Here is a 12,057-nt window from a genome sequence, read left to right as displayed (position 1 = left end):
GTCGTCGAGTTCGTGCAGAAGTTCGGAGTCACCGACCTCGTGGGCTGGGCCGCCCCGCCCGGAATCCTGCCGGAGCGCACCCACGGGAACCTGGAGCGCTTCGCGCGTGAAGTGATTCCGCGCGTGCGCGCGCGCTTCGCGACCAAGTAGGGCCGACTCACAGCCAGGGCGCGACCAGACGCGCCAGCCACTCCTTGGCGCGCGGCTCGATCCCGCGCTGGTGCCAGCCGACGGGATCGACGATCGTGGCTTGCTGCAGGTCCTGTTCGAACAGCGCCGTCGCGAGCGGCCGAAGTCCTCGCCGAGCACGATCGTGTTGAGCTCGTCGTTGTAGAGCAGGCTGCGCAAGTCCAGGTTCGAGGAGCCGACGGTCGACCACACGTCGTCGATGACGGCGGTCTTCGCGTGCAGGAACGCGCCGTGCACTTCGCGGATGTGCACGCCGGCGTCGAGCAGCTCGGTGTAGTAGGAGCGGCCGGCCTCGAGCACCACCCAGGAGTCACTGAACCCCGGCAGCACGAGCTCCACGTCCACACCGCGGCGCGCCGCACTCTCGAGCGCGTGCCGGATCTTCTCGTCGGGCACGAAGTAGGCCATGGTCACGAACACGTTCTGGCGCGATTCGCGAATCGCCGCGAGCAGGATGAGATACATCCGGCGCTGCTCGTCCGAGCTGCTGCCCACCACCGTCACGAGCTTGTTGCCGGCGGTCAGAGGCTTGGGGAGATACTCGGCGTCGTCGAGCGGAACGCAGCCCTGCTTGCGCCAGCTCTCCAGGAACAGCTCCTGGTACTGCGCGACCGCCGGACCGCGCACCGCGATGTTCGTGTCTCGCCAGCCGGTCTTCAGGTTGGGCGTCTCTTCGCGATGCCCGGCGGAGCCGCTCGAGTACACGTCGCTGATGTTGATCCCGCCGCTGATCGCGACGCGCCCGTCGATGATCATCTGCTTGCGGTGGTCGCGTTGGTTCGGATCGCCGATGCGGCCATGAGTCGGCAGCACGGGATTGAACTCGCACACGTGGACCCCGGCCGCGCGCAGCCGCTCGAAGAACTGCGACGAAGTGCCGAGTGACCCGACGGCGTCGTACAGAAGATTCACCTGCACGCCCTGTGACTGCTTGCGCATCAACAGGCGGCCCAGGCGCTCGCCGACCTGCTCGCCCTCCACGATGTAGCTCTCGAGATTCACGTTCCGGCGCGCCCGCGCGACCTCGCGAAAGATCACCCGGTAGCTGGCGGGCCCGTCGACCAAGAGCTGCACGCGATTGCCGGCTGCCCACGGCTTCTCGCCGATGGCCTGCATGGCGGTGACCTGGCGCTCGAGCAGGGTGGGCTCGTCGGGCCTGTCCTGGCGTTCGAGCAGGGCCACGCTCTGCGCGGGCGAAAGCGGCCCGTCTGCGGTTTGCACGCGCGGCTGCGCCTGACGAGCGGTGACTTCGGGCACGTGCAGGTGGGGGAGGCTCGCGCAGCCGAGCGCCAGCGCGCCCACCAGCGAGCAGAGAGCGAAGCGGATCACGCCAAGATCGGCCGCAAGATGCGGGCCAGCCGGGGCGTCCAACGGCTGGGAAGCTCAAGAGTGAGTTCGACGCAGCATCGCTCCGATGCCGAGCGAGATCGCCACGACCGCAGCGGACAGCACCGCGAGCGTCGTGCGCTCGCCGACGGCGTCCGCGAACGCGGCGACCGGCAGGCCCATCAGCGAGACGCCCGCGAAGGCGAGCATGGAGAGCGAGAACACCCGGCCGAAGTAGGCGGGCTCGGTGTTCTGCACGATCACGGCGGAGTTCAGCGTCTGGAAGCCGCCGAAGCCGATCCCGACCAGAAGCATCGCCGCGACCGCGGCGGAGTAACTCGGGGCGGCGCCCAGGCACAGCAGCCCGGCGGCGAACACGAAGGGCATGGTCAGGAACAGCGGCAACACGCGCACGCCGCCCGCCATGCGCGCGGTGATCAGGCTGATCACCAGCCCGCCGAGCGCGCTCGTGAAGGTGAGTGGCGGCACGCCTGCCTGCGCGCCGCGTTCGAACGCGTGCTCGACCAGGCCCGCGAGCATGGTCACGTAGGAGAAGCCCGCGACGATCACGCACACGAAGAACGAGACCAAGAGCCGCAGCCGTCGGTGCGCCCACACGTACTCCAGACCCTCGACCAGGTCTGCGAACAGGTGACTGTCGCCGGCGTTCGCGCGCACCAGCGACTTCGGCAGCCAGAAGAGTGACAGCGCAGCGATCGCATACAGCGCGCTCATCAGCGCGTACGCGCCCACGGCGCCGAAAGGTGAGTTGAGCAAGAGCCCCGCGATCGCGGGCCCCAGGAGCTGCGAGCCGGTGAGTGGGATCTGGTTCAGCGCCACTGCGTTTCCGCGCAGCTCCGGCACCACGAGCTCCGCGGCCAGCGCCTGGCGTGCGGGGCCGAGGAACGAGACCGCCACGCCGAGCACGAACACGCCCAGCGCCATCGCCAGGATGGTGAGTGAGTGCAGCGCGAGCAGCACCGCGAAGCTGCCGAACACCGCCGCGCCGCAGGTCTGCGACGCCGCGAGCAGCCGGCGCTTGGGCCAGCGGTCCGCCCCCGCGCCGCCGAACGGCGCGAGCACGGCCATCGCGAGCCCCTGCCCCAGCATCACCGCGCCGAAGCCGCGGTTCACGTGCGTGAGCTGGAACGCGACCACGCCGTTCACCACGTTCGACATGAAGAACGGTATGTAAGACGCCCAGGTGCCCGACCACAGCACGCGGAAGTCGCGCGTGCCGAGCGCCGCGAACGTGCCCGCGCGCGCCGGAACGGACGGGGGCAGCTCGTAGCGGTCGCGCATGGCGCAGTATGATGCGCCCCATGGATCCATTCCAAGATCGCGTGGCGGTGATCACGGGCGGGGCGGGCGGCATCGGCGCGGCCATGGCGAAGGCGTTCGCGGAGCGGGGCGCGAAGATCGTGCTGGCCGACCTCGACGAGCCGGCGCTCGCGGGCGCGGTGCGCGAGCTCGAGAAGTCGGGCGCGCAGGTCATCGGGGTACACACCGATGTGTCGAAGCCCGAGAGCGTGGAAGCGCTGGCCGAAGCCACGCTGCGCCGCTTCGGCGCCGCTCACATCGTGTGCAACAACGCCGGCATCGCGACCTTCGGCCCGATCGCGAAGTCCACCCGCAAGGACTGGGAGTTCACCATGAGCGTGAACTTCTGGGGCGTGGTGAACGGCGTGCAGGCCTTCGTGCCGCGGCTGATCGCGCAGAACCAAGGCGGACACGTGATCAACACCGCGTCGATGGCGGGGCTGGTGGGCATGCGCTGGCTCGGCGTGTACTGCGCGTCGAAGTTCGCGGTCGTGGGACTCACGGAGTCACTCTTCGTGGAGCTGCGCGACCACGGCATCGGCGCATCGGTGCTGTGTCCGATGATGGTCGCCACCAACATCAACGCGAACTCGTTGCGCATGCGCCCCGCGGCGCTGCGAAATCCGGCGGGCAGCGACATTGCCCAGACCGGCGGCGGCGCGCCGCCGCTGGTGGGCGGCACGGTCCAGCCGCGCGAGCTCGCGCTGCGCGTGGTGCGCGCGGTCGAGCGGCGCGAGCTCTACATCCTGACCCACCCCGAGCAGCGCGAGATCCTGAAGCGGCGCGCGTCGCGGCTCGATGCGGCGTTCAACGTGTGGGAGCTCGAGTGCAGCTAGCGCGGCTCGCGCTCGCGCTGGCCGCGCTCAGCGCCGCGGCAGTCACTCGATCATCACGTGCTCGGTCACCACGACCGTGAAGCGCGTCGGAAGGTCGAAGAGATTCTTCTCGTCGTCGAGCACGACCTGTACTTCGGGTGACTGCGCCGATTTGCGCATGTCTTCCTCGCTCGCGAACCAGACTTCTGCAAAGCCATCGTAGGGCTGCTCGTCGCCCGAGTCGCCGATGTCGGGCGCCAGGTTGATCACGTAGCGCATGATTCCGGGCACGCGCTTCGCCTTCGAAGCGTGCACCGTGGTCCAGTAACGCCCGAAGTCCGCGCGCGACATGCCGGGCCGGCGCTTGGCACCGAAGATCATCTTGTACGTCATGCGCTCATGGTACCCGCATGAGCCCGAGCGGCGCTCAAGGAGTGCAGCTGGCCTCGCAAGTCGCCTTCCAGCTGTCGCAACCGGTCAGTGCGGCCGAGAGGTTGGCCTTGAAATCGCCCACCAGGGCTTCGTGCTCGGCCGCCGCGGCGGAGTTGCACGCCTTCAGCTCGGCGGAGTTGCTCGCGGTGACTGCGCAGCCCGCCTTCGAGAACTTCAGCTCGGTCCCGGCCCAGGACAGGTCGCACGACAGATCACGCTTCGCGAGGGCGCGGCATTGTGCCGCCGCTGAATCACACAGCTTGATGCACGGCTTGGTGCCCGCGTTTCGGAACCACGTGGTGCCCGGCGGAACCATGTCGTCGGTCGGGGGACCCGCGGGGCACACGTCCATCTTGAACGGGGTGCCGAATGCACCCGCATGGGAATTGCCGGCGAACGCGAGCGGGACCGTCACCACGCAGATGAGAGTCAGCCATGAAGAAGACATACGGCCAGTATAAGCCCGGGGCCGCAGTCACGGTGAGACGAAGAGGCCCGGACGATCCCATTCGGGAGATCGTCCGGGCCGGCGTTCGGGCTAGATCGTGATCGCCCGCGTGCGGATCAGCATGGCCAGGCGCTTGCGCTGCTCGGGCTCGAGGGCCGCGTGCAGCTCGCCCAGCGCGCGCGAGACGGCGGCCTGCACGCTCTTGGCCGACGTCGCGCGGTGGTCGGTTGCGACCGAGGCCGCCGCGGCGTCGAACGTGTCGGCCGCGATCGCGTCCGCGATCGCCGCCGCACTTCTGCGTTGCTCGACCTCGGCCTGCGCGCGCTCGATCTTCAGGCGCTCGAGAATGCGCGCCACCGCGGCGACCTGATCGCCGGTGAGATCGAGCTTCCAGGTCAGGAAGCGCAGCGGGCGGCGCACGCCGAGGCCCGACGAGCCGAACTCGTCGTCGCCGCGGCCCACCGAGAAGTAGAACTCGGCTCCCCGCGACTCCTCGTCGCCGCTGCCGGCGCCGGCCCACGCGTGCGCGGGCGAGAACTCCCAGCAGCCACCGCGGCGCCGGGACCAGTGATGATGTCGGTGCATGTGCAACTCCTCCTCGCGGGGGCATTCGCGCCCCGCGGGGCTCAACGCGCGGGCGTCATGCCTCGCGCAACTAAAGCGTGGCGCCGACACCCGAGCGCGTCAACGCAGCGAAGACACGGCGTTGCTGCACGCGATAAGCTGCACCCATGGAGTTCAATCTCGCCGACCTGTTCGAGCACGCGGCCGACGTCTATCCCGAGCGCGAGTATCTGGTGGCGGAAGGGCAGCGGCGCACGTTCGCGCAGATGGAGGCGCGCGCGAACCGCCTCGCGCACTTCCTGCTCGCGCAGGGGGTCCGGCCCGGCGAGCACGTGGGCATCTACGCCTACAACTCGGTCGAGTGGGTCGAGTCACTCTGGGCGATCTTCAAGATCCGCGCGGTCTGGATCAACATCAACTACCGCTACGTGGAAGACGAGCTGCGCTACCTGTTCGGCAACTCGGACCTGGTGGGGCTGATCTACCAGCGCGAGTTCGCGCCGCGCATCCTGGGCGCGCGCGACGCGCTGCCGGGCCTGCGCTTCTCGCTGGTGATCGAAGACGGCAGCGGCGCCGACGCCTCGAAGCTCGGCTCGTACGACTTCGAGCAGGCGCTGGCCGCCGGCTCTCCCGCGCGCGACTTCGAGAAGCGCTCCGCCGACGACCGCTACATTCTCTACACGGGCGGCACCACCGGCATGCCCAAAGGCGTCGTCTGGCGCCACGAAGACGTGCTCATGACTCTGGGCGGCGGCATCGACGTGCTCACGGGCCAGAAGGCGCAGAAGCCGGAAGACATGGCCGAGCGCGGCCGCGCCGGCACGCAGACCATGTTCCCGATCGCGCCGCTCATGCACGGCGCGACTCAGTGGGGAGTCATGGGCGGCAGCTTCGTGGGCCGGAAGACCGTGCTGATCTCGAAGTTCGATCCCAAGGCCGTGTGGCGCCTGGTCGAGCAGGAGCGCGTGAACGCGATCATGATCACGGGCGACGCCATGGGCCGGCCGCTCGCGGAAGCGCTGCAGGAGCCCGGCGCGAAGTACGACCTGTCTTCGCTGGCCGCGGTCTCGAGCACGGCCGCCGTGTTCTCGCCCAGCGTGAAAGACGAGTTCTTCCGGCTCTTCCCGAACCTGATCATGACCGACGCGGTGGGCTCGTCGGAGGGCGGGGCGAACGGCGTGGCCTTCGTGCAGAAGGGAAACACCGCCATGAAGGGCGGTGGGCCGACGATTCGCAAAGGCGCAGACACGACGGTGCTCGACGAAAATCTCGAGCCCGTGACTCCCGGGAGCGGCGTGATCGGCAAGGTCGCGCGCGGCGGCAACGTGCCGATCGGCTACTACAAGGACCCGGTGAAGTCGGCCGAGGTGTTCGTGGTCGACCGGCGCGGCAAACGCTGGTCGATCCCCGGTGACTTCGCGACCATCGAGGCCGACGGCACCCTCACACTGCTGGGCCGCGGCTCGGTCTCGATCAACTCGGGCGGCGAGAAGATCTTCCCCGAAGAAGTCGAAGCCGCGGTCAAGTCACACCCCGAGTGTTTCGACGCCGTGGTCGTGGGCGTGCCCGACCCGCGCTTCGGCTCGCGCGTGGCTGCGGTGGTCGAGCCGCGCCCCGGCTGCACGCCTACGCTCGAGAGCGTGCAGAGTCACTGTCGGACCAAGATCGCGGGCTACAAGATCCCGCGCGAGCTCCACCTGGTCACGAAGGTCGAACGCTCGCCCTCGGGCAAGCCCGACTACCGCTGGGCGAAGGACGTGGCGACCCGCGCAGCCGGCTGAAACCTGCCGCGGCTCCGTGAAGTCGGAGCTTTGTGGAAGGGTCCAAACCGGTCGAATTGGGCTGTTCCGGCGCGCGCGCGGATGAGGCACGTGGCTTGCTTCGCCGCCCTTGCGTGGTGCTCACGCGGGCCGCAGTCATGGTTCTGGCGCTCTCGCTCGGCGCGTGCGCGAGCATTCAGCGCGCGGAGTGGCAGGTGCTCGCGGCCGATCCCGCGCCCGACGCCGGCTTTCTGCCCAAGCCCGAGCGCATGACTCCCAATCCGGACCGCACGGCGTTCGACCGCATGTGGGTCTCGCACGCGCGCGACTGGAACCGGTTCACCAAGCTCTACGTGGCGCCGGTCGACACGAGTCACGTGGTCGACGACAGCCTGTGGGACAAGCTGAACATCCGCTATCCGGCAGTGCCGCACGACCGCGAACGCCAGGCGCAAGAGCTGCGCGAGCGCGTCGAGGACGCGTTCCGCGACGATCCGCGGAAACGCTTCGAGGTGCTCGACGATCCGAGTGAGGTCGACGCAGATACGGCCGTGCTCGAGCTCGCGCTGGTCGAGCTCGTGCCGAACAAGGCCGTGCTCGGCGCGATCGGGCTGGGCGCGTGGGCCGCGCCGCTCGAGTACGGCATACCCGTGGCCACGCTCACCGCGTTCGTGGCGCGCGGCTCGATCGCCATGGAAGGCGACGTGCGCGACGGGGGCACCGGCAAGGTGATCGCCATGTTCGCCGACCGCGAGACGGGCAAGATGCGCGTGATCGACCTGCGCTCGCTCACCTGGTACGCGAACGCGCACGAGACCATGGACGCCTGGGCCGACGCGCTGGTGCAGATGGCGAACGAACCGCCCGGCTACCAGCCCGCCCACGACTCGCTCTTCACCTTCATGCCGTGGTAGCTTCCCCGCCCATGACTTGCATGGTTCTGCGCCGTGCCCGCGGGACAGCGGGCGCAAAGAGCCGAGCGACGGCGTCGCTTCGGCCAGAACTTCCTTCGACCTGACGTCGCCGAGGCGCTGGTCGCCGGTTGTGACTTCCGCCCGGGAGACCGGGTCGTGGAGATCGGTGCGGGCGCGGGCGCGCTGACGCTGCCGCTCGCCCGCCGCGGGCTCGAAGTGACTGCCGTCGAGCGCGACCCGGAATGGGTCGGCAGGCTGCGCGAGCTTTTGCGCGGCTGGGCGGGATCGGTGCGCGTGGTCGAGGCCGACTTCCTGCGCTGGCGCTGGCCCGATGCGCCGTTCCGCGTGATCGGCTCGCTGCCGTTCGGAGTCACTACCGAGATCCTGCGCCGGCTGTTCGACGACCCGCGCACGCCGCTCGTGCGCGCGGATCTCGTGCTGCAGTGGGAGGTTGCGCGCAAGCGCGCCGAGTCACCGCCCGCGACCCTGCTCTCGGCAACCTGGGCGCCGTGGTGGCGCTTCCGGCTCGGCCGGCGCATTCCCGCGCACGCCTTCCGGCCCGAGCCCAGGATCGACGCCGGCCTGCTCACGGTGACTCGCCGGGACCCGGCGCTGCTGCCGCTGGGGGCGGTGCGCGCCTACGGCAAGTTCCTGCGCAAGCAGTGGCCGTTCCGCGAGTGACCCTAGGGGGCACTCTCCCAGGCTTCGGGGTTGGGCCGTGCCATCTCCTGGCGGAAGCGGTCGAAGGTCCAGGGCCAGCTCGCCGGCACGCCGCGGTCGTCGAGATACCAGCTCTTGCAGCCGGTGCTCCAGATGGCGCCCTTCGCGGCCTGCGTGCGCGCCGCCTCGAACGCCTCGGCCACGTCGGCCGACGGCGCCAGCGCGCCGCCCGGGCGCAAGCGCCCCACAAGCTGCAGGATGTAAGTCATCTGCAGCTCGGCCACCTCGATCAGCGAGAAGTTGCCGACCGGCCCGTTCGGGCCGTTCAGCATGAACAGGTTCGGGAAGCCCGGCACCGAGATCGAGAGGTACGCGCTCGGCCGGGCCGCCCACACGTCGTCGAGCGCCCGCCCGCCGCGGCCGAAGATGCGCGTGGGCCGCATGAAGCGGTCGGCGCGGAAGCCGGTCGCGAGCACCAGCACGTCGAGCTCGTGGAGCTTCCCGTCCTTGGTGCGCACGCCCTTGGGCTCGATGCGCTCGATCGCGGAAGTCACGAGCTCGGCGTTGGGCCGCTGGATCGCCTGGTAGAAGTCCGGTGAGATCACGAGCCGCTTGCACGCCGCGCGGTAGCTGGGGCGCAGCTTCTCGCGCAGCACCGGATCGCTCACGTTCGACTCGAGGTTCAGCCGGCACTGCTCTTCGATCATGTGGATCTGCGGCGAGTTGGCGTCGACCACCGCGTTCGAGAACGTCTCGCTGAAGAGCTGCGACATGTTCGTGCGCAGGGTAGTGAGCGAGTTCGGATCGCGCGCGAACTCGCGCCGCTCCTCGTCGCTGTAGGCAGGGTTCACCTGCGCGAGCACCCACTGCGCCGTGCGCTGGAAGAGCGAGAACTTCGCTGCGCGCGAAACGAGCGCCGAGGTGATCTGCACGGCGGTCGAGCCCGTACCGATCACGCCCACGCGCTTGCCGTCGAGCGCCACCGAGTGATTCCAGCGCGCGCTGTGGAACCAGCTCCCTTGGAACGAGTCGAGCCCCGGGAACTCGGGCACGTTGGGGTGGTGCAGCACGCCGGTCGCGGCGATCACCACGTCGGCCACGTCGCGCGCGCCCCCGCGCAGCTCGAGCTGCCAGCGCCCGTCGCGCCAATCCATGCGAGTCACTTCCGAGCCGAAGCGGATCCGCTCGAACACGCCGTACTTGCGCGCCACGCCCTCGAAGTAGGCGTAGATCTCGTTCCCGGGCGAGTAATGGTGACTCCAGCCGGGGTTGGGCTCGAACGAGTAGCTGTACAAGTGAGACGGCACGTCACACGCGATCCCGGGATACGTGTTCTCGCGCCAGGTCCCGCCGAGCTTCTCGGCCTTCTCGAACACCACGAAGTCGTCGTATCCGGCCTCGCGCAGCCGGATGGCCGCGAGAATGCCGGACATGCCGGCGCCCACGATGGCGAAGCGGAGGGGGCGATCGTTCTTCACGTAGACCTCCTAGGGCGAGACGAACTTCGAGCGAACGCCGGATCTCGCTCGCGCCATGGCTCAGAACACGCGCAGCTTCACGGTGCGCTCGATGGGCGCCGTGTCTGCGGGCTCGCCCTTCTCGGCGGCGCGCAGCATGCGCAGCATTTCGGGGCCCATGAGGTCGAGCGGGGTCGAGCGGAACGACTCACCGCCCAGCTCGCGAATGCGGCGAGTCTGCGCGCGCAGGATCTCGACGTCCTGGCCCAGGATCACGTCGAGCTGTTTCTCGATCACGGGACCCATCTCGCCGCGCTTGGCGGGCGGCACGTTCCAGCACGAAACCAGCCAGAAACGCGTGCGAAAGTCGCTCACCGGTGTGTGGGGCAGCGTGTTGATCAGGTGGCGGCCGGTCGAGGTGCGGTATTCGACCTGCGCCAGCGAGGGCAGGAAGAAGCGGTCCCAGTGCTCCGACACGATCGGCCGGCCGTCCGGGTCGTGAGTCGCGCCCGAGAGCGGCGGCTCGCCCACGTATTCCACCTCGATGCCGTTGGGAATGCGCCGGCGCACCGCCTCGATCTCGCGCTCGCCCTTGCCGCGGAAGTCGCCGCGGTGCACGAAGGCGGTGTGGGGCACGTCGAGCGCGTTCTCGAGCGCCGCGTGCAGCGTGCACTCCACGTCGTACTCGCGCACCACCACGAGATACGCGGGGTCGTCGCAGCACGGAATGCGCGGCGGCGCGCCCACGGGCTCGGCAGCCTCGCGCGCCCACAGCCACACGAAGCCGTCCTGCTCACGCACCGCGAACGCCGGAACCGAGCGGCCCGCTTCCGAGTCGCGCTCCACCAGGCCGGGCACGAGCCGGCAGCGGCCCTCACCGTCGAAGCGCCAGCCGTGGTAGGGGCAAGCGAGCCGGCCCTCGCCGTCGACCGCGCCCAGCGAGAGCGGCGCGTTGCGGTGCGCGCAGCGGTCGACCAGCGCGCCCGCTCGCCCGAGTGAGTCGCGAAACAGGACCGTGGGCACGTCGAAGATCGTGCGCGCGATCGGCCGGTCGTGCAGGTCGTCGCTGCGGCACGCCGCATACCAGGCGTCGAGCACGCGCGCGGTCGAGAAGCGGCCCGTCATGGCGCCATCATGCCACGCGTCGCGCGGCGGCGCCCGGGGCGGCTCCGCTCACAGCCGCGGGTCCAACGCGAGCTTCTCGAGCACCGGCTGGACCTGCTTCGAAGCCGCGTCCCAGTGACTCGCCGGGCTCTCCAGCGTGATCAGATAGGACGCGCTCGTGCGCGTATTCACGATGCCCACCACGAACATGTGCACGGGCTCCACGCCGCCTTCGCGGGGCGAGTCGAACTCGCAGGTCTCGGTGGCGAACACGCCCTGCTGGCCCGAAGTCACCTTGGCCGAGTTCTTCGCCGCCATCTCCCGCAGCATCATGCCGAGCTTCCCCGGCGCCGTGCTGTTCCCGACGTAGGCGTTGATCGAGACACCGGTCTCGTAGCCGCTCGTTCCGATCTCCTCCTTCGTCACGAACGCAGCGAACACGCCTTCGCCGCGCTCCGACTTGAAGAACCAGCCGGTCGGCACCAGCACCGCGGCGTGCAGCTCGTTGATCTCGCGCCAGGTGTAGCCGGCGGGCGGCGGCGGGAGCTTGCGGCTGCCGCCTGCCGAGCCCGGGGTGCGAGACAGGTACTCCGATCCCATGGTGTCGAGGTCGTCGAGTGAGTTGATGGGCGAGTACATCACGTCGTGAATGTCCGACGTGTGCGCGTAGCCGAACAGCTGCTCGCCGATGATGCGCCTCAACATCTTGTCGACGCGCGTGTCGACCAGCGCCGGCGTGGCCTTCTGCCCGGTCTTCGCGTCGTAGACGAGCCGCGCCAGCGAGAGCACCGCCGCGTGCGCGGCGCCGTCGGTCTGCGCGAACACGAACCGCGTGGCGCGCGCGCGCGTGTTGATGTCGAACTCGGTCAACGCAATCACGATCGAGCGCGGCCTCCGGTTCGGGAAGCGCTCACCCACCACGCGGGCGCGCGCGATCACATCCTCGGCCGCGTACTGCTGAGTTCCGGGGAACGGGCTCAAGTCACCGGCGCTCAGGGGCTCGCTGGCGCGAACCTCGATCCCGAGCTGGTCGCTGAGTGACTGCGCAAACGCCGGCGCAATGCCCCC

12 protein-coding genes are annotated in these 12,057 nt (G+C 69.5%); 4 read left to right on the top strand and 8 right to left on the bottom strand.

Translation table 11 applies throughout. The features are described 5' to 3' along the window. Together VMR86_00750 and VMR86_00745 are read right to left on the bottom strand one after the other, a co-directional pair. The coding region (locus tag VMR86_00750; protein ID HTO05561.1) for a phospholipase D-like domain-containing protein at positions 1-1,518 on the bottom strand (1,518 nt) is incomplete at its 3' end. A gap of 54 nt (positions 1,519-1,572) precedes the next feature. After that, positions 1,573-2,817, bottom strand: a complete 1,245-nt coding sequence (locus VMR86_00745) for an MFS transporter (protein HTO05560.1) — start codon at positions 2,815-2,817, stop codon at positions 1,573-1,575. 20 nt (positions 2,818-2,837) lie between these two features. On the opposite strand from VMR86_00745, the gene VMR86_00740 reads away from it, so the two are divergent. Beyond that, positions 2,838-3,671, top strand: a complete 834-nt coding sequence (locus VMR86_00740; GenBank protein HTO05559.1) for an SDR family NAD(P)-dependent oxidoreductase — start codon at positions 2,838-2,840, stop codon at positions 3,669-3,671. Between the two features lie 42 nt (positions 3,672-3,713). On the opposite strand, the gene VMR86_00735 is transcribed toward VMR86_00740, so the two are convergent. The 3 genes from VMR86_00735 to VMR86_00725 all read right to left on the bottom strand — a co-directional run bounded on the left by VMR86_00735 (position 3,714) and on the right by VMR86_00725 (position 5,115). Beyond that, positions 3,714-4,043, bottom strand: coding sequence for an EthD domain-containing protein (locus tag VMR86_00735; GenBank protein ID HTO05558.1), 330 nt, complete (start codon positions 4,041-4,043; stop codon positions 3,714-3,716). 34 nt (positions 4,044-4,077) lie between these two features. Continuing rightward, positions 4,078-4,497, bottom strand: coding sequence for a hypothetical protein (locus VMR86_00730; protein ID HTO05557.1), 420 nt, complete (start codon positions 4,495-4,497; stop codon positions 4,078-4,080). A gap of 123 nt (positions 4,498-4,620) precedes the next feature. Then, positions 4,621-5,115, bottom strand: a complete 495-nt coding sequence (locus VMR86_00725; GenBank protein ID HTO05556.1) for a Spy/CpxP family protein refolding chaperone — start codon at positions 5,113-5,115, stop codon at positions 4,621-4,623. Between the two features lie 146 nt (positions 5,116-5,261). On the opposite strand from VMR86_00725, the gene VMR86_00720 reads away from it, so the two are divergent. The 3 genes from VMR86_00720 (at position 5,262) to VMR86_00710 (ending at position 8,449) form a co-directional block, all read left to right on the top strand. Further along, positions 5,262-6,875 carry an acyl-CoA synthetase gene (locus tag VMR86_00720; GenBank protein HTO05555.1) on the top strand — a complete coding sequence of 538 codons (1,614 nt, stop codon included), beginning with the start codon at positions 5,262-5,264 and terminating at the stop codon, positions 6,873-6,875. A gap of 95 nt (positions 6,876-6,970) precedes the next feature. Beyond that, positions 6,971-7,768 (top strand): DUF3313 family protein, encoded by a 798-nt coding sequence (locus VMR86_00715; GenBank protein HTO05554.1) that lies wholly within the window; start codon positions 6,971-6,973, stop codon positions 7,766-7,768. A 33-nt stretch (positions 7,769-7,801) separates the two neighbouring features. Beyond that, a complete protein-coding gene (locus tag VMR86_00710; protein HTO05553.1) occupies positions 7,802-8,449 on the top strand; it encodes an rRNA adenine N(6)-methyltransferase family protein in 648 nt (215 codons plus the stop codon). Positions 8,450-8,451: 2 nt separating this feature from the next. Here VMR86_00710 and VMR86_00705 read toward each other — a convergent pair whose 3' ends face one another. The 3 genes from VMR86_00705 to VMR86_00695 form a co-directional block, all read right to left on the bottom strand. Beyond that, entirely contained in the window at positions 8,452-9,906 is a 1,455-nt protein-coding gene (locus VMR86_00705) for an NAD(P)/FAD-dependent oxidoreductase (protein ID HTO05552.1), read from the bottom strand. A gap of 60 nt (positions 9,907-9,966) precedes the next feature. After that, the gene (locus VMR86_00700; GenBank protein HTO05551.1) at positions 9,967-11,010 is read right to left on the bottom strand and encodes an aromatic ring-hydroxylating dioxygenase subunit alpha; all 1,044 of its coding nucleotides are present in this window, start codon (positions 11,008-11,010) and stop codon (positions 9,967-9,969) included. 48 nt (positions 11,011-11,058) lie between these two features. Continuing rightward, positions 11,059-12,057 (bottom strand): hypothetical protein (locus VMR86_00695; GenBank protein HTO05550.1); only part of this gene is annotated, 999 nt, incomplete at its 5' end.

Source organism: Myxococcota bacterium, from assembly GCA_035498015.1.
Classification (GTDB): domain Bacteria; phylum Myxococcota_A; class UBA9160; order SZUA-336; family SZUA-336; genus VGRW01.
Note: the sequence above shows the minus strand (reverse complement) of the source record. Positions and strands in the feature narration are given on the sequence as shown.